Genomic DNA, 15778 nt, shown 5'->3' with positions numbered 1-15778 from the left:
GTCAAGTGTTGAGCAAGACGCAAGCTTTTTGTGCATATCATATTGTCGTTTTGGGTGCCATTGCCAACGGTCGGAGCGAATTTTTTGAAACCGTCGAGCGGGATCGCCGCATTGCGGATCGTCATGATCGGATCGCGCCGTAGCCTGGTGACCCCGATAAGTCGGGACGCAGTCCCGTTTCCAGCAGCATGCCGCGCGCCTTGGCCTCGGGGTAGTAGCCCTTGGCATAAAGAAAAATGGCCCGATCCATGTCGCCGTCCGACAGCATCCAGGCGCCCCGCAGGTATTTCCCGGCAAACTCGAGATTGGTGTCGGCATCCAGCAACCCCTCGGGCTTGCCCTTGTAACCCATTGATCTTGCAGTCGCAGGCAGGATCTGCAGCAGGCCGTAATACGGTCGGTTCACGGCCCAAGGGCGGTGGGTACTCTCGCGGATTGCCAGTTTGTGCACCAATTCCCGTGGCAGCCCGTAGTGGTCGGCCCACTTGTTGATCGATGCCCTCAATTGGGGTGTTTCGTTCGGGTAGAGCGGCGGATCGAATGTCGCGGTGCGCGATACCACGTCCGGGTTCGGGGTGCCGCACGCAGCCAAAGGCGCAACCATAAGAAATTTCAGAAAACCGCGGCGATATTTGTCGGGCATGGGGCTCTCCTGTCACTTTGCGACCATGATAAGATTGCAACACCGCGCTGCAAGCAGACGGCAGCGCGTCGGCTGAATGCTGCCCGATCGGCCAACAAAAGAAAAAGGCCACGCGTCTGCGCGGCCTTTCCCAAAATAGGTTCGTCGAGAACTCAGGCCTTGGCTTCGTCGCCTTCGGCCGGGGCCTCAGCGGCCAGGTCTTCATCGTCCGAAGCGGCCGAGCCGATGTCGTCGAACAGTTCGGCGATCTCGAAATCGGCAGCTGCCTCTTCCTCGGCGGCCAGTTCCTGGATCGATTTGCCCGAGGCCTGCAGTTCGGCTTCTTCTTCCGAACGGGCGACGTTCAGCTTGATCTCGACCTCGACCTCGGGGTGCAGGCGCACTGCAACGGTGTGCAGGCCCAGTTCCTTGATCGGGGCAACCAGCGCGACCTGCTTCTTGTCGACGCTGAAACCGGCTGCGGTTGCGGCTTCGGCGGCGTCACGCGGGGTGACCGAGCCGTACAGCGCGCCAGCGTCCGACGCCGAACGAATCACGATGAACTGCTGACCGTCCAGCTTTTCGGCCAGGGCTTCGGCTTCTTTCTTGGTTTCCAGGTTGCGCGCTTCCAGCTGCGCTTTCTGGGCTTCGAAGGATGCGATGTTGGCTTCCGATGCGCTCAGAGCCTTGCCCTGGGGCAGCAGGTAGTTGCGCGCGTAGCCGGGCTTGACGTCGACGACATCGCCCATCTGACCCAGTTTCGCGACGCGTTCCAGAAGGATAACTTGCATGTCAGTCTCTCCTTACTTCACGGCGTAGGGCAGCAGGGCGAGGAAGCGGGCGCGCTTGATGGCGCGGGCCAGTTCACGCTGCTTCTTGGCCGAAACGGCGGTGATGCGCGACGGAACGATCTTGCCGCGCTCGGAAATGTAGCGCTGCAGCAGACGGGTGTCCTTGTAGTCGATCTTGGGCGCGTTGTCGCCCGAGAACGGGCAGACCTTGCGGCGGCGGAAAAACGGTTTTGCGGCCATGGTTTGGTGTCCTTTCCTCAGGCGTTGATCAACGGCGCTCGCGGCGGCCTTCGCGCTCGTCGCGCTTCTGCATCTGAACCGACGGGCCTTCTTCGTGTTCATCGACCTTGATGGTCAGAACGCGCATCACGTCGTCATGCAGGCGCATCAGGCGCTCCATCTCCTGAACGGCGCCGGCGGGGGCGTCGGTCTTCAGGAAGGCATAGTGGCCCTTGCGGTTCTTGTTGATCTTGTAGGCCATCGTCTTGACGCCCCAGTACTCGCTGTCGACGAGCTTGCCGCCGTTGTCAGCCAGTACGGTGCCAAAGTGTTCGATCAGGCCCTCGGCCTGCGCGTTGGACAGGTCCTGACGCGCGATCATTACATGCTCATACAGTGGCATGTTCACTCCTGTTTGTATCAAGGCGCATTTCATAGGCGGGGCCAGAACCCTTCGCGACCCTGCCACGAGAGGCTGCGCGATTCATGCGATTTGCGAAGGATGGCTCGGTATACACGTTTCTGGCGGGGGGGCAAGACCTGTCAGGGTTTGCGTCTGGGGCCGCCGTTTTTCCACCCCATTAACACCCCGCCGCCCAATTCCTGACGCTTTTCGAGCCGACTCTTTCGACAAATCCGGCACCCATTGGGGCCACTGAACACGGACATGGACAGGGTAAAAGAAGATGGCGGTCACGAACACCAACACGTTCCAGCAGGCACAGACCGGCAAGGCCTATGAAAAATCGGTGCCGGTGCTGATCACCTTCGCTCCAAACTGGAAGGCGCGGCTGGTGCTGTTTCGCGTGGTCGGCGCAGCGCTGATCATCGCGGCTTTCTCGATGTGGCTGATGCCGGGGTCGATTTCCGGTGCAGAGGTCTGGGGGTTCAAGCTGACCGTCTCGATGCTGTTCCTACTGTTGGGGGTCAGCCTGCTGACGATCGAAGTGCTGGACCCGCGTCCCGACGCCTATTTCGATCCGATCCGCCGCGAAGTGCGGGTTTTGCAAAAAAATGGAAACGGTCGCCCCCAAACCGTTCTGCGCCGGTCCTACGAAAGCCTGGGCGGCGCCCGCTTTGCCGACGACCAGGTCGAACTGTTCGAGGTGGATGGCAGCCTGTTGATGAAGCTGCCCTTGCAATCGGCGGATGTCAGCCGAGCGCTCAAGGGTCAACTGAGCGGAAACGTGACGATTTTCGCCTGAAACTCGGTCTGTTCAAAAAAGAACAGAACTTGTGAGATTTAAATGGATTGTGTGCCGCCCATGGGCGGCACATTTTCTTTGGCAAGCAACCCAGTGGGTTTGCGTTTACATTATTTTTGGAGATCGACATGAAAACCACCCTTCTTGCAGCCGCGCTTGCCGCCACTGCCACCGCTGCCTTCGCCGCGCCCGAGAAATACGTTCTGGACTCCAGCCACAGCCAGGTGATCTTCAGCTACAATCATCTGGGCTTTTCGACCACCACCGGCATGTTCTCGGGCTTTGAGGGCGAGATCATGTTCGACCAGGAAGACCCCGCCGCGTCTAGCGTGACCGTGTCGATGCCGGTCATGTCGATGATCACCGGCTGGAAGCCGCGCGAAGATCACTTCATGTCCGAAGACTTCTTTGCAGCGACCGAGGACGAGATGGTGACTTTTACCTCGACCAGCATCGAGGTGACCGGTGAGACCACCGCCAAGATCACCGGCGACCTGACGTTGAACGGCGTGACCAAGCCGGTTGTTCTGGACGCCAAGCTGAACCAGGTGGGCGAGCACCCGATGGCCGGCAAGCCCTGGGCAGGCTTTGATGCGACCACGACACTGGTGCGCAGCGACTTCGGCTTGGGAAAGTTCGCGCCGTTCGTCAGTGATGAAGTTGCAATCCAGATTTCGATCGAGGCGCAGAAGGCCGACTGATCCGTTCCAGGATGTGAAAGAGAAAACCGCCGGCGGCCTGCGCCTCGGCGGTTTTTTTCATGCACGTGGCGCGCTTATTCTGCGCTGCGCGTCGAGGTCAGATTGACCGCGACGGTAACGCCAAAGGCCAGCGAATCCTCCTGTGGCAGGGTCTCGCCAATGCCGAAATCCAGCCGATTCAGATCGACCGAGCCTGACATCCGCGCTGTGTCGCCCTGCAGGTCGAGGGCGAAGGGCAGCACGATGTCGACGGACTGGCCGCGGATGGTCAAAGGGCCACGCGCCTCGTAGCCGGTCTCGGTCTTGACCAAAACGGCCTGGAACCGGGCGGTGGGAAATTGGGCAGCGTCGAAGAAATCGGGGGCCATGGCCTGATCTGTCACGCTGCCCAGGCTCAGCGAGCCGATCGACACCGTAACGTCCACGGTCCCCGCCGGCCCCGGCGCACCAGGGTCGTCGAAGGTGATGGCGGCCGTCCAATCGGCAAACCGGCCGGTCACCGGGTTGCCCAACTGGGTGATCGTGATCGCCAGTTCGCCGTCCTGCACCTGCCAGTCCGATTGAACCTCTGCCAATTCTGTAGAGCCAGCATCGGCCTGAGTCCCGGCGCCAAGCATCCCGGTCGCCCAGCCGCCCGCCAGTACCGCGACCCAGACGACCGCTGCCGCGGCTGCCGGCGCCGCAGAATGTGTCTGGTCGGGCGGGGTCGGCGCGTCGGACCGCCCCGGCAGCATCCGGCGCAGGGTCGAATCCTTGTCGATGACGTGGTGCTTGAGCGCTCCCGCCACGTGCAGAAACAGGGCGACCACCAGCACCAGCATGAACAGCCAATGCAGCGCGGCCATCAATTCGGCGAGGTGCGGAGATTTCGGCACCAGCGGCAGGTTCTGTCCGAATGGCCACAGGATGGGTGCAAAGCCCTCGGTCGCGGCATGGTCGATCCAGCCCGACAGCGGAACCAGCACCAGGGACCCGTACAGCAGCCAATGCACCGCATCGGCGGCGAAGGCCTCGGGCTTGTTGTCGGCGTTCAGCAGACCCGGCTTGGGTTGGCTGAGCGCCCACAGGATGCGCGCCAGTGCCACGAAGAACACCGTGATCCCGACGGTCTTGTGCAGCGAAAACAGGCGGGCGGCGCGGGCGATGTCGGCCTCGGACGAGGGGATCGCCGGGTCTGAGATCGCATGTGCCAGGTCATTGGCGATCCAGCCGAGCGGTAGCGCGGTAAAGATCAGCAGGGCTGTCACCCAGTGAAAGGTCTTGGTCACGCTGCCATAGCTAGCAGGGGTGTTGGTCAGGGGCATGGGTGGTACGCTCCGGAATTGGCTTCTGCGCCAAGGTAGCGGCCCCGCGGGGCGACACAATAGCGTGCTGCGCACAGACAGGGTGCCATAATGCAGAGTGCAGGCAAAGCTTGTGCCAGACCGCCACTCGGTTTACACCCCGCGCAACCTGACGTCATCCAAGAGGTCGCAATGACAATCGCGTTTGTTTTTCCGGGGCAGGGCGCCCAGACCATCGGCATGGGCAAGGCGCTGGCCGATACCTATCCCGCCGCCAAAGCCGTGTTCGACGAGGTGGACGAGGCGCTGGGCGAGAAGCTGAGTACCCTGATCTGGGAGGGCGACATCGAAACCCTGACCCTGACGCAGAACGCGCAGCCGGCGCTGATGGCCACGTCGATTGCGGCGATGCGCGCGCTGGATTTCGAGGGCGTTCAGGTCACTCGGGCGGCTTTCGTCGCGGGCCATTCCTTGGGTGAATATTCGGCTCTGGCTGCGGCCGGCGCGCTCAGCGTGGCCGACACGGCTCGCCTGTTGCGCACCCGCGGTCAGGCCATGCAAAGCGCCGTGCCGGTGGGCGAGGGCGCGATGGCTGCGATCTTGGGGCTGGACCTGGATGCGGTGCGTGCCGTGGCCGAGGAAGCGGCACAGGGCGACGTGTGCCAAGCCGCCAACGACAACGATCCCACGCAGGTCGTGGTGTCGGGGGCGAAGGCTGCCGTCGAACGCGCGGCCGAGATCGCGAAGGCAAGGGGCGCCAAGCGCGCCGTGATGCTGCCGGTCAGCGCCCCGTTCCATTGCGCCCTAATGCAGCCCGCCGCCGAAGTGATGGCCGAAGCGCTGGCAAGCGTCGAAATCAAGGCGCCGGCTGTTCCACTGGTGGCCAATGTCCGCGCCGAGGCGGTGACCGATCCCGACCTGATCCGTCAATTGCTGGTCGAACAGGTCACCGGTTCGGTCCGCTGGCGCGAATCCGTTCAGTACATGGTGGCCCAGGGCGTGACCGAAGCTTGGGAGATAGGCGCGGGCAAGGCGCTGTCGGGCATGATCCGCAAGATCGATCGGGCCGTGGCCTGCACCGCCGTTGGCACGCCGGAAGACGTTCAAAAAGCGCTGCAGGCAGGCGAATAACCTAAAGTTGGTCCGACAGGACACTCGAAAAGGATACAGGTATGTTTGATTTGACTGGAAAATGCGCTCTGATCACCGGGGCTTCGGGCGGGATCGGGGGCGAGATCGCACGCACCTTGCACGCCGCAGGGGCCACTGTGGGCCTGTCGGGCACGCGGGTAGAGCCGCTGCAGAAACTGGCGGATGAACTGGGCGAGCGTGCTCATGTCCTGCCGTGCAACCTGGGTGACGCCGAGGCCGTGGCCGCGCTGCCGAAGCAGGCCGCCGAGGCCATGGGGTCCGTTGATATTCTGGTCAACAACGCAGGGATAACCCGCGACAACATTTTCATGCGCATGTCTGATGAGGAATGGCAGAGCGTGATCGACGTGAACCTGACCGCGACCGCCAAGCTGTGCAAAGGCGTTCTGCGGGGTATGATGAAGGCGCGTTGGGGGCGCATCATCAACATCTCGTCCGTTGTCGGTGCAACCGGCAACCCGGGTCAGGTGAACTATGCCGCGTCCAAGGCGGGCATGGTCGGCATGACCAAGTCGCTGGCCTACGAGGTCGCAAGCCGGGGCATAACAGCAAATGCGGTTGCGCCGGGTTTCATCACGACCGCGATGACCGAAAAGCTGACCGACGACCAGAAGGCCGGCATCCTGGCGCAGGTGCCCGCCGGTCGGATGGGCGAACCGTCGGAAATCGCGGCGGCCGTGCTGTATCTGGCAAGCCCCGAGGCGGGCTATGTGACCGGAACCACCTTGCATGTGAACGGCGGCATGGCCATGTTGTAGGCGCATCGCGGGGCAGGTGCGAAAGCGTTTGCCTCTTGCGTCGTCTGTGCTATAGGCGGCGCATGTAATTAGGGGCCGGGCGTTCAGGTCGGCCTTCTACTTTCCCGGAGACCCGGGACCCAAACCGCCCGGATCGGGCAAATCAAGGCCACCCCGAGCGGGCAAGGGCAGAACCGGGCAGACCGCCCTGAAATGGAATGAGGAATAGACATGAGCGACGTCGCAGATCGCGTTAAAAAGATCGTTGTTGAGCACCTGGGTGTTGAAGAGGACAAAGTCACCGAGAACGCGTCCTTCATCGACGATCTGGGCGCGGACAGCCTGGACACCGTTGAACTGGTCATGGCTTTCGAAGAAGAGTTCGGCATCGAGATCCCCGATGATGCAGCCGAAACCATCCAGACCTTCGGCGACGCCGTGAAGTTCATCAGCGAAGCTTCCTGATCGCTTTGAATTATTGGGAAAACGGCGCTTCCGGGCAACGGAGGCGCCGTTTTTCTTTGCGCCGGCCATTTCCGGCTTGCCTCGCACGGCCAGGATTTGCTCTGCTCTGGATGTAGGCAGGTTCTGAACGGGCAAGGGCATGATAAGATCCACCCCGACGATCAATACCGCGCGGCTGACCCTGCGCGGGATGCGACCCGAGGATTTCGAGCGGTTCGCCCACATTTGGCGCGACCCGGATGTCGTGCGTCATATCGGCGGCAAGCCCCGCACACGCGGCGAGGCCTGGGATTCCTTTCTGCGCAATGCGGGCCATTGGCAGATGGCCGGGTTCGGCCAATGGGGCGTGCTGCTGCAATCGAATCGCACTTTGATAGGTCAGGCGGGGTTCTTTTTCGGCAACCGCTGTCTGGGCGAGGACTTCGACACCTTCCCCGAAGCCGGCTGGGTCCTGGCGCCCGAGGCGCATGGGCAAGGCTACGGGTTCGAGGCCGCGCAGGCCGCGCATGACTGGTTCGACCGGATCATGCCGGGCCCGCTGGTGGCGATGATAGATGCCGATCATCAACCGTCGCAGCGACTGGCCGCCAGGCTGGGCTATGTCGCACTGCGCGAAACCCGGTTTCGCGACACGACCGTCAAACTGTTTCGTCGGGATGGCCCGCCCGCGCGTTTCTGAAACGCAACTTTCCGCTTGTTGCCGCAAATGGCTCTCAGTTTGCCGAAACTGGGAAGCGAAGGCCGTTGGCGACCGCCTATGCTATCGTGGAAATCCGGAACGACTGGGCAGAGGAGTTGGCTCATGAGGATCTATCCCACGATGGAATTGCAGAATGGGCGGTGCGTAACCCTGGAAAAGGGCCGCCTGGACGAGGCGCTGATCTGGCATGTCGATCCGGTGGAAACCGCCCAAGGCTGGGCCGCGGCGGGGGCGGAATGGATGCACCTGACCGATTTCGACGCGATCGAAGGTTGCGACACGAACTCTGTGCTTGTCGAGCAGATCATCCGCAGCGCCGAACTGCCTGTTCAACTGGCGGGCGGGTTCCGCTCGCGCGAGCAGGTCGAGCGTTGGATCGACAAAGGGGCGGGCCGCATCGTAATCGGCACCCTGGCGGCGCGTGATCCCCATCTGTTCAAAGAGTTGGCCAAGCTATACCCAGACCAGATCGTGTTGGCCGTGGACGTGTGGCAGGGTTACGTGATGACGGACGGCTGGCGCACCCAAAGTGCGTTCACCCCGGAGGCTTTCATCGAAGCGTTTGCCGATGCTCCGCTTGCTGCCATTCTGGTCACCGATATCGACAGCGACATGGAGGATGTCGAGGCGCAGCTGGGCCTGATTTCGGGGCTGGCCGCGCATTCGCGCACACCGGTGATCGCCAGCGGCGTCGTGCGCAGCAGCGACGACATCTCGCGTCTGGCGTACATCCCCAATATCTCGGGTGCTTTGGTCGGGCGGGCGCTGTTCCGCAAGACGGTCGACTTGTCCGAGGCTTTGGCGGTAGCCAAAACCGCCCATGAACCTGTAGCGCAATTCCAGTAACGCAACAAATCCGTCCGGGCCGCCTCTGACAGGTTGTCGGGGGCAGTTCCTGTAGTTTTGCCTTGGCCGTGCGCGGTGTGCGCCGCGAGGGCGGGCGGCAGGCTGCCGGTGCGGAATACGCTGTTGCTCTTGCCCCCGGACCCTTGGCCGGGGTATGAGCGGTTCTCAAACAGCAAGCAGGCAAGAGGCATTTCATGCGCAGAGTCGTTGTAACCGGTCTGGGATTGGTCACTCCACTGGCCAGCGGGGTCGAGGAAACCTGGTCGCGGCTGCTGGCCGGCGAGTCGGGTGCCGGCCCGATCACCTTGTTCGATGCCGAAGCCGCAGGGGTCACCACGACCTATGCCTGCGAAGTGCCGCGTGGCGATGGCACCAACGGGACCTTCAACCCCGATGACTGGATGCCGCCCAAGGAACAGCGCAAGATCGAGGATTTCATCCTGTATTCGATCGCTGCGGCCGAGATGGCCTGCAAGGACGCGAACTGGCTGCCCGAGGACGAGGAAGAGCGTCTGCGCACCGGCGTTCTGATCGGGTCAGGCATCGGCGGTCTGGGCTCGATCGCTGAGACCGCCAATCTGATCCGCGACAAGGGTCCGCGCCGCGTGTCGCCGTTTTTCATCCCGGGCGCGCTGATCAACCTGGCCTCGGGTCAGGTCTCGATCCGCTTTGGCTTCAAGGGTCCGAACCATTCGGTCGTGACCGCCTGTTCGACCGGTGCCCACGCGATCGGCGATGCCAGCCGTATCATCCGCTCGGGCGATGCCGACGTGATGATCGCCGGCGGCGGCGAGGGCTGCATCTGCGAGATCGGTATTGCCGGCTTCAACGCCTGTAAGGCATTGTCGACCAAATATGCCGATAACCCCAAGGCCGCCAGCCGCCCCTATGACGTCGATCGCGACGGTTTCGTGATGGGCGAGGGCGCCGGAATCGTGGTTTTGGAAGAATACGAGCACGCCGTGGCCCGGGGCGCTAAGATCTATGCCGAGGTTCTGGGCTATGGCATGTCGGGCGACGCCTATCACATCACCGCGCCGGCCGAGGATGGCGACGGGGCGGAGCGCTCGATGAAGGCGGCGCTGCGCAACGCGGGGCTCGAGCCGAAGGATCTGGACTATATCAACGCGCATGGCACCTCGACCATGGCCGACACGATCGAATTGGCCGCGGTTGAACGCCTGCTGGGCGAATACGCTAGCAAGGCGACGATGAGTTCGACCAAATCGGCCACCGGTCACCTGCTGGGGGCCGCAGGCGCGATCGAGGCGATCTTCTCTATCCTGGCGATCCGCGATCAGGTGGCCCCGCCGACGATAAACCTGGACAACCCCGAGGTGGAAACGCCGATTGACCTGGCGCCGAATACCAAGCGCGAGCGTGAAATAAACGTGGCGCTGTCGAACTCGTTTGGGTTCGGCGGTACCAATGCCAGTGTGATTTTCGGAAAGGCGAAATAGATGTGGCGCGCGCTGGCCTCGAACATGCTGACCCTGCTGGTGGTCGGGATGTTCCTGCTGGGCGGGCTGATCCTGTGGGGGCAGTCGCAGTACAAGGCTGAAGGCCCTCTGGAAACCGCGATCTGCCTGCAGGTCAAAAGCGGTAGCAACATGACCGGCGTCAGCCGCCAGTTGGAAGATCAGGGCGCGATCAGCAGTGCCACGATCTTTCGCTTGGCCGCCGACTACACAGACAAGGCGCAGCGGCTGAAGGCGGGCAGCTTTCTGATCCCAGAGGGTGCCTCGATGGCCGAGATCATCGACGAGATCACCCGCAGCGGCGCCAGCACCTGTGGCACCGAGATCGAATATCGCATCGGCGTGACCCGGACGCAGATCCGCGTGCGTGAACTGGACCCGGCGACGCTGGAGTTTGTCGAGATCGCCTTGTTCGTGGTGGGTGAAGAGGACGCGCCGGAGATCTACCAGGAAAAGCGGAACAATCCTGACACGCGCTATCGCGTGTCCGTGGCCGAGGGTGTGACCAGCTGGCAGGTGGTCGAGGGGCTGAAGGCGGCGGACGCGTTGACCGGAGAGGTGGCCGAACTGCCGCCCGAAGGCATGCTGGCCCCAGACAGCTATGAGATTTCGCCCGGTGACGACCGCACCGCGCTGCTGCAACAGATGCAGGACAAACAGCAGACCCGCATCGCTCAGGTCTGGGAGACCCGTCAAGACGGTCTGCCGATCGAGACGCCGGAGGAGATGCTGATCCTGGCCTCGATCATCGAGAAGGAGACCGGCATCCCGGAAGAGCGCGGCCAGGTGGCCAGCGTTTTCATCAACCGTTTGCGCAAGGGCATGAAGCTGCAGACCGATCCCACGGTGATCTATGGTGTGACCAAGGGGCAGGGCGTTCTGGGCCGGGGTCTGCGGCGCAGCGAACTGCGGCGGGCGACCCCGTGGAACACCTATCTGATCGATGGATTGCCGCCCACGCCGATTGCCAACCCGGGACTGGCCAGCTTGCAGGCCGCCGTCGCACCGGACGAGACCGACTATGTCTTCTTCGTGGCTGATGGAACCGGCGGACATGCCTTTGCGGAAACTCTGCAGGAGCACAACCGCAATGTCGCCAAGTGGCGTGAGATCGAGGCCGAAAGGAACGGGTCGGGGAACTGATCCGCGCGGGCCCGAGCAAGGGTGATTAGGCCGAATAAGACGATCTGTCTAGTTTGAACGTTCGACGAGTATTCAGGACTCGATGGCTGGCGCGCATGGGGGCATGCGCGCCGGTCTCTTGTTACGCCGCCGATTTGCGGCGCGGACGGCGCCGACGGTTTGCAGCGCCATTTGCGCTTTGCGGCTTTGGCCCACGGCGCCGATTGCGCTGACGTCCACCGGGTTTGGCAGTGGCCGCGGCCTCGGGGGCCGTTCCGCTGGCCACGGGAATTTCGATCTTCATCAGCTTCTGAATTTGACGCAGCAGATCGTATTCATCCGGGGCGCAGAAGGCGATGGCTTCGCCTTCGCGACCCGCACGCGCGGTGCGGCCAATTCGGTGGACATAGTTGTCGGGCACCTCGGGCAGGTCATAGTTGATCACATAGGCCACGCCCGGAATGTCGATGCCGCGGGCTGCCACATCGGTGGCGACCAGCACGGTGATCTCGCCCTCGCGGAAGGCTTTGATGGCGCGGTCGCGCTGGCCCTGGCTTTTGTTGCCGTGGATAGAGGCGGCGTTGTAGCCGTCGGCCACCAGCCCCTTCATCAGCTTTTCCGCGCCGTGCTTGGTGCGCGAAAACACCAGCGTCAGGGCCTCGGTGTCGCGCGAGAGGATCTCGCGCAGCTTGGCGGGTTTTCCCGGCTTTTCAACGAAATGCACCGACTGGGTGATCTTGTCGGCCGCCTTGCCCGGAGGCGAGACCTGCACCCGTTGCGGGTTGGTCAGGTAGGCGCGGCTGAGCTCCTCCATCTGTTTCGGCATGGTGGCCGAGAACAGCATGGTCTGGCGCGGCGTGCCCAGTTCGGGCGCGATCCGGCGCAGCGCGTGGATGAAGCCCATGTCGAGCATCTGGTCGGCCTCGTCCAGCACCAGATGCCGGACCTGGCCGAGATCCACCGCGCCGCGCTCCATCAGGTCGATCAGGCGGCCGGGAGTGGCCACCAAGATGTCGGTGCCGCGCGACAGGAACATGATCTGCTTGTTGATCGACTGGCCTCCGACGACGGTAGCCACGCGCAGTTTCGTCTTTTTGGTGAGCGTGCGCAGGCTGTCGGCGATCTGGTTCACCAGTTCGCGGGTGGGGGCGAGGATCAGGGCCTTGGCGGTTTTCGGCGCCGGTTTGCCGGGCTGGGCCAGAAGGTGGTCGATCAGCGGCAGGCCAAAGGCCAGCGTCTTGCCGGTGCCGGTCTGGGCGAGGCCCAGGATGTCATGACCTTCCAGGGCCAGCGGGATGGCCTGGTTCTGGATCGGGGTCGGTTGGGTGAATTTGGCGCGTTCAAGCGCGTCGTTCAGGGCTGGCGCAAGGCCAAGCATGTCGAAATCGAACAAGTAGTCTTCCTTTGTGGTCCGCGCCTGCATCTGCAATGCGCACACGATAGTCACTGATCGCGCGGGATGCGCGACCGGCAGGGGTTGTGCGTGGCCTCGGGATCAGCAGGCGAATCCTGCGGCATCCGGCCGACGCGTCGAGAACCCTGCGTGAATGGGAACTGGAGATATGGGGCGCTGTCGGACCTCGGTTCTGGTCCGCGTGCTCACGCGGCAGCGCTGCGGGACACATGAGGGCTGCGGCGTGGAATGTCAAGCCGCGTCGGCGGATTGGTGTGGAGCGGCGGCTTGTGTGGTATCTGGGCTGGGCCGTGTGAGGGGGTGGAAATTGAGATTTAGTTAACCCCGACAGTACGTTACCCGTTGCGCGCTGTTGCGCGGCACCTTGACATGGCGCACTGTTTCGCGTATAGGTTGTGTCATGCTAGAAGAAGTGGGCAACGGCCCCGGGGCAACCCGGCGGCCGTTTTTCATTTCTCTCGTGCGGAGATCACTCACGCATGAGGTCACAGGCAAACATGACTTTGATTACCCCGGAAGAGCGGATGTCCCGGACGGCCGAGCTGTTGCAGTCGTTGGAGGTATCCATTCGCGGTTTGCGGCAAGCGGCGGAAGACCTGCGCAGGCGGATCGAGGCCGGGGAGGATGCAGACCTGGCGAGTTCAGCCAGACAACTCGGGCAGCTAGAGGGGCTGATCCGAAGTTGCCAGAAAGTGGAGACAAGCTTTGTCGAACAATGTCACAGACAAGCGGGAATCGCCCAAGGAGGCTATGCGCTCGACCTGGAGCGGGCCCGATCTGAGATCGGGTGCCGATTGGCTCGCCTCCGCGCCTGCTGCGGTGCGGGACAGATTTCTGAGTGAGATCGGGGAGGGGGGGCTGTGTGCCCTCCCTTTCCTGTTCGAGTTCTGGGCACTGCCGCATCAATTGCCGCCCGAAGGCGACTGGCGGTCCTGGGTCATCATGGGCGGGCGCGGCGCGGGCAAGACGCGGGCCGGGGCCGAGTGGGTGCGACAGGTGGTCGAGGGGGCCAAGCCGTTTGATGAGGGTGAGGCCAAGCGCGTGGCGCTGGTGGGCGAGACCTTTGACCAAGTGCGCGACGTGATGATCTTTGGCGACAGCGGGATCATGCAGTGCTCGCCGCCTGACCGGCGGCCGCAGTGGAAGGCATCGGAACGTAAGCTGGTCTGGCCCAACGGGGCCGAGGCGCAGGCGTTTTCGGCGCATGACCCCGAGGGGCTGCGCGGGCCGCAATTCGATGCGGCCTGGGTTGATGAACTGGCCAAGTGGAAAAAGGCGGGCGAGACCTGGGACATGCTGCAATTCGCGTTGCGTCTGGGCGAGCGCCCGCGGGTCTGTGTGACCACGACGCCGCGCAACGTGAAGGTTTTGAAGGATCTGCTGGCGGCACCGTCCACGGTGATGACCCATGCGCCGACCGAGGCGAACCGGGCCAATCTGGCGGACTCGTTCCTGCAAGAGGTGCGCGCGCGCTATGCCGGCACAAGGCTGGGGCGGCAGGAGTTGGACGGGGTGCTGCTGGCCGATGCCGAGGGGGCGTTGTGGACCGGCTCGATGTTGGATGCGGCGCGGGTCAAGGCGGTGCCCGAGCTGGACCGCGTGGTGGTGGCGCTGGACCCGGCGGTGACGGGCGGTTCTGGCGCGGATGCCTGCGGGATCTTGGTGGTCGGCGCGCAACTGCAGGGGCCGCCCGAGGACTGGCGCGCCTATGTGGTGGCCGACCGGACGGTGCAGGGCGCGGGCCCGGCAGGCTGGGCGCGCGCGGCGATCGACGCGATGGACGAATTCGGGGCCGAGCGGCTGGTGGCCGAGGTCAATCAGGGCGGGCAGTTGGTAGAAGAGGTGGTGCGGCAGGTGGACCCCCTGGTCCCGTTCCGGGCGGTGCGGGCCTCGCGCGGGAAGGTGGCGCGGGCCGAGCCGGTGGCGGCGCTCTATGAGCAGGGGCGGGTGTTCCAGGTCGCCGGGCTGGACGCGCTGGAGGAGCAGATGTGCCAGATGACCGCGCGGGGGTTTGAGGGGCAGGGCTCGCCCGACCGGGTCGATGCGCTGGTCTGGGCGCTGCATGAGCTGGTGGTGGGACCGGCGGCGGCATACCAGCGGCCCAGGGTGCGGGTTTTGTGATCAGCCCTCGCGCTTTTCGAACTTCGCGAAGGCCTCGGCATAGTCGGGGTGCCAGCGCGAGAGGGCGGGGCGGTTGTGAATGATGTCCTCGGCGGCCCATTGAACGCGACGGCGGTCGCGTTCGGCATCGACGTCGTTGTCGGGGCAGAGGATGTAGAAATCGCCCTGGGCCATGCGGTCCAGGAAATAGTCGACGGTCTGCTCGCTGGTCCAGGCGGCGGCTGGTTTTTCCGGCAGGAATGACGCGACCATGCCGGTATAGGTAAAGCCCGGAACGAAGAGATGCGCGGAGATCGGTGCGCCGGCCTCGCGCAGCTCGTGCGCGAGCTGTTCGGTCAGCGTTTTGACGGCGGCCTTGGACACGTTGTAGCCGGGGTTGCCCGGCGGGGTGGTGATCCCCTGCTTTGACCCGGTGTTGATGACGACCGCCGGGCGGTCAGCCTTGATCATGTGGGGCAAAAAGGCTTGGACGCCGCGCAGCACACCCAGAAAGTTCACGTCGAGAATTTTCTGCCAGTTGTCGAATGACTCCCATGTTTTCGTCGGAAGGCTGATGCCTGCATTGTTCATCAAAACGGCGACGTGCCCGGCGGCGAGAGCTGTATCAGCCAAGTTTTCCATGTCGGCTTGAGAGGTGACATCAGTCGGCACCGCGGTGATGTTTACCGCGTCAAAGCCTGCTTTGAGGTCTTCCGTCGTTTCGTCGAGCGCCTGTCCCGGAAGGTCGGCGAGTATGACGTCCAGCCCGGCTTGAGCAAAACGCTGTGCCGCGACGCGCCCGACTCCACTGGCGGCGCCGGTCACGACGGCGATCCCGCCGGTTTCAATTGCACGTTTGTACATGACTGGTCCCTCCTGATAGATTGACGACGAGGGTAGCGCATTTCTGGTTGATGCCGAGGTAAAACCTGAAGGCATAGGC

18 protein-coding genes are annotated in these 15778 nt (G+C 63.3%); 11 read left to right on the top strand and 7 right to left on the bottom strand.

The window, feature by feature from the left end:
- Positions 1 to 121: 121 nt before the first annotated feature.
- From AC2FME_RS01770 to rpsF, 4 genes are all read right to left on the bottom strand, one after another.
- The gene (locus AC2FME_RS01770) at positions 122 to 643 is read right to left on the bottom strand and encodes a transglycosylase SLT domain-containing protein (RefSeq protein WP_496799447.1); all 522 of its coding nucleotides are present in this window, start codon (positions 641 to 643) and stop codon (positions 122 to 124) included.
- Positions 644 to 795: 152 nt separating this feature from the next.
- Positions 796 to 1413: a 50S ribosomal protein L9 gene (gene rplI / locus AC2FME_RS01765; RefSeq protein WP_496681315.1), complete on the bottom strand. Its 618-nt coding sequence runs from the start codon at positions 1411 to 1413 to the stop codon at positions 796 to 798.
- A gap of 12 nt (positions 1414 to 1425) precedes the next feature.
- A complete protein-coding gene (gene rpsR, locus AC2FME_RS01760; protein WP_005982441.1) occupies positions 1426 to 1653 on the bottom strand; it encodes a 30S ribosomal protein S18 in 228 nt (75 codons plus the stop codon).
- A 28-nt stretch (positions 1654 to 1681) separates the two neighbouring features.
- Positions 1682 to 2035: a 30S ribosomal protein S6 gene (gene rpsF / locus AC2FME_RS01755; RefSeq protein ID WP_149774836.1), complete on the bottom strand. Its 354-nt coding sequence runs from the start codon at positions 2033 to 2035 to the stop codon at positions 1682 to 1684.
- A 283-nt stretch (positions 2036 to 2318) separates the two neighbouring features.
- On the opposite strand from rpsF, the gene AC2FME_RS01750 reads away from it, so the two are divergent.
- Both AC2FME_RS01750 and AC2FME_RS01745 read left to right on the top strand, forming a co-directional pair.
- Positions 2319 to 2837, top strand: a complete 519-nt coding sequence (locus AC2FME_RS01750; RefSeq protein ID WP_496681318.1) for a hypothetical protein — start codon at positions 2319 to 2321, stop codon at positions 2835 to 2837.
- A 128-nt stretch (positions 2838 to 2965) separates the two neighbouring features.
- Complete coding sequence (locus tag AC2FME_RS01745; protein WP_496681320.1) at positions 2966 to 3538, top strand: YceI family protein; 573 nt, start codon at positions 2966 to 2968, stop codon at positions 3536 to 3538.
- Between the two features lie 74 nt (positions 3539 to 3612).
- Here AC2FME_RS01745 and AC2FME_RS01740 read toward each other — a convergent pair whose 3' ends face one another.
- Entirely contained in the window at positions 3613 to 4842 is a 1230-nt protein-coding gene (locus tag AC2FME_RS01740; RefSeq protein WP_496799446.1) for a cytochrome b/b6 domain-containing protein, read from the bottom strand.
- A 171-nt stretch (positions 4843 to 5013) separates the two neighbouring features.
- Between AC2FME_RS01740 and fabD the strand changes: the two genes are divergently transcribed.
- The 7 genes from fabD (at position 5014) to mltG (ending at position 11342) form a co-directional block, all read left to right on the top strand.
- Positions 5014 to 5952 (top strand): ACP S-malonyltransferase, encoded by a 939-nt coding sequence (gene fabD / locus AC2FME_RS01735; RefSeq protein ID WP_496799445.1) that lies wholly within the window; start codon positions 5014 to 5016, stop codon positions 5950 to 5952.
- Positions 5953 to 5993: 41 nt separating this feature from the next.
- On the top strand, positions 5994 to 6731 hold the full coding sequence (gene fabG / locus AC2FME_RS01730) for a 3-oxoacyl-[acyl-carrier-protein] reductase (protein WP_496681068.1): 738 nt from the start codon (positions 5994 to 5996) through the stop codon (positions 6729 to 6731).
- A 210-nt stretch (positions 6732 to 6941) separates the two neighbouring features.
- Positions 6942 to 7175: an acyl carrier protein gene (locus AC2FME_RS01725; protein ID WP_005982462.1), complete on the top strand. Its 234-nt coding sequence runs from the start codon at positions 6942 to 6944 to the stop codon at positions 7173 to 7175.
- Between the two features lie 139 nt (positions 7176 to 7314).
- Positions 7315 to 7854: a GNAT family N-acetyltransferase gene (locus AC2FME_RS01720; RefSeq protein WP_496686512.1), complete on the top strand. Its 540-nt coding sequence runs from the start codon at positions 7315 to 7317 to the stop codon at positions 7852 to 7854.
- Positions 7855 to 7977: 123 nt separating this feature from the next.
- On the top strand, positions 7978 to 8721 hold the full coding sequence (locus AC2FME_RS01715; RefSeq protein ID WP_496740805.1) for a 1-(5-phosphoribosyl)-5-[(5-phosphoribosylamino)methylideneamino]imidazole-4-carboxamide isomerase: 744 nt from the start codon (positions 7978 to 7980) through the stop codon (positions 8719 to 8721).
- A gap of 194 nt (positions 8722 to 8915) precedes the next feature.
- Positions 8916 to 10181, top strand: a complete 1266-nt coding sequence (gene fabF, locus AC2FME_RS01710) for a beta-ketoacyl-ACP synthase II (RefSeq protein ID WP_496740803.1) — start codon at positions 8916 to 8918, stop codon at positions 10179 to 10181.
- Positions 10182 to 11342, top strand: coding sequence for an endolytic transglycosylase MltG (gene mltG / locus AC2FME_RS01705; protein ID WP_496740801.1), 1161 nt, complete (start codon positions 10182 to 10184; stop codon positions 11340 to 11342).
- A 121-nt stretch (positions 11343 to 11463) separates the two neighbouring features.
- On the opposite strand, the gene AC2FME_RS01700 is transcribed toward mltG, so the two are convergent.
- Positions 11464 to 12714 (bottom strand): DEAD/DEAH box helicase, encoded by a 1251-nt coding sequence (locus tag AC2FME_RS01700; RefSeq protein ID WP_496740799.1) that lies wholly within the window; start codon positions 12712 to 12714, stop codon positions 11464 to 11466.
- A gap of 518 nt (positions 12715 to 13232) precedes the next feature.
- Here AC2FME_RS01700 and AC2FME_RS01695 point away from each other — a divergent pair.
- Positions 13233 to 13577: a hypothetical protein gene (locus tag AC2FME_RS01695; protein WP_149774847.1), complete on the top strand. Its 345-nt coding sequence runs from the start codon at positions 13233 to 13235 to the stop codon at positions 13575 to 13577.
- Positions 13486 to 14856: a DNA-packaging protein gene (locus AC2FME_RS01690; RefSeq protein WP_496799444.1), complete on the top strand. Its 1371-nt coding sequence runs from the start codon at positions 13486 to 13488 to the stop codon at positions 14854 to 14856. Before AC2FME_RS01695 ends, AC2FME_RS01690 begins: the two co-directional genes overlap by 92 nt.
- Here AC2FME_RS01690 and AC2FME_RS01685 read toward each other — a convergent pair whose 3' ends face one another.
- The gene (locus AC2FME_RS01685; protein ID WP_496799443.1) at positions 14857 to 15699 is read right to left on the bottom strand and encodes an SDR family NAD(P)-dependent oxidoreductase; all 843 of its coding nucleotides are present in this window, start codon (positions 15697 to 15699) and stop codon (positions 14857 to 14859) included.
- Positions 15700 to 15778: the final 79 nt, after the last annotated feature.

The sequence above is a fragment of the Ruegeria sp. BHSC026 genome (genome assembly GCF_059613065.1).
The sequence above is the reverse complement of the archived record's forward strand: the minus strand, read 5'-3'. Positions and strand labels throughout refer to the sequence as shown.

Bases quoted from the DNA above. Each gene is read 5' to 3' on its own strand.
- AC2FME_RS01770 (WP_496799447.1), bottom strand. From the start codon at position 643: ATGCCCGACAAATATCGCCGCGGTTTTCTGAAATTTCTTATGGTTGCG.
- rplI (WP_496681315.1), bottom strand. From the start codon at position 1,413: ATGCAAGTTATCCTTCTGGAACGCGTCGCGAAACTGGGTCAGATGGGC.
- rpsR (WP_005982441.1), bottom strand. From the start codon at position 1,653: ATGGCCGCAAAACCGTTTTTCCGCCGCCGCAAGGTCTGCCCGTTCTCG.
- rpsF (WP_149774836.1), bottom strand. From the start codon at position 2,035: ATGCCACTGTATGAGCATGTAATGATCGCGCGTCAGGACCTGTCCAAC.
- AC2FME_RS01750 (WP_496681318.1), top strand. From the start codon at position 2,319: ATGGCGGTCACGAACACCAACACGTTCCAGCAGGCACAGACCGGCAAG.
- AC2FME_RS01745 (WP_496681320.1), top strand. From the start codon at position 2,966: ATGAAAACCACCCTTCTTGCAGCCGCGCTTGCCGCCACTGCCACCGCT.
- AC2FME_RS01740 (WP_496799446.1), bottom strand. From the start codon at position 4,842: ATGCCCCTGACCAACACCCCTGCTAGCTATGGCAGCGTGACCAAGACC.
- fabD (WP_496799445.1), top strand. From the start codon at position 5,014: ATGACAATCGCGTTTGTTTTTCCGGGGCAGGGCGCCCAGACCATCGGC.
- fabG (WP_496681068.1), top strand. From the start codon at position 5,994: ATGTTTGATTTGACTGGAAAATGCGCTCTGATCACCGGGGCTTCGGGC.
- AC2FME_RS01725 (WP_005982462.1), top strand. From the start codon at position 6,942: ATGAGCGACGTCGCAGATCGCGTTAAAAAGATCGTTGTTGAGCACCTG.
- AC2FME_RS01720 (WP_496686512.1), top strand. From the start codon at position 7,315: ATGATAAGATCCACCCCGACGATCAATACCGCGCGGCTGACCCTGCGC.
- AC2FME_RS01715 (WP_496740805.1), top strand. From the start codon at position 7,978: ATGAGGATCTATCCCACGATGGAATTGCAGAATGGGCGGTGCGTAACC.
- fabF (WP_496740803.1), top strand. From the start codon at position 8,916: ATGCGCAGAGTCGTTGTAACCGGTCTGGGATTGGTCACTCCACTGGCC.
- mltG (WP_496740801.1), top strand. From the start codon at position 10,182: ATGTGGCGCGCGCTGGCCTCGAACATGCTGACCCTGCTGGTGGTCGGG.
- AC2FME_RS01695 (WP_149774847.1), top strand. From the start codon at position 13,233: ATGACTTTGATTACCCCGGAAGAGCGGATGTCCCGGACGGCCGAGCTG.
- AC2FME_RS01690 (WP_496799444.1), top strand. From the start codon at position 13,486: ATGCGCTCGACCTGGAGCGGGCCCGATCTGAGATCGGGTGCCGATTGG.
- AC2FME_RS01685 (WP_496799443.1), bottom strand. From the start codon at position 15,699: ATGTACAAACGTGCAATTGAAACCGGCGGGATCGCCGTCGTGACCGGC.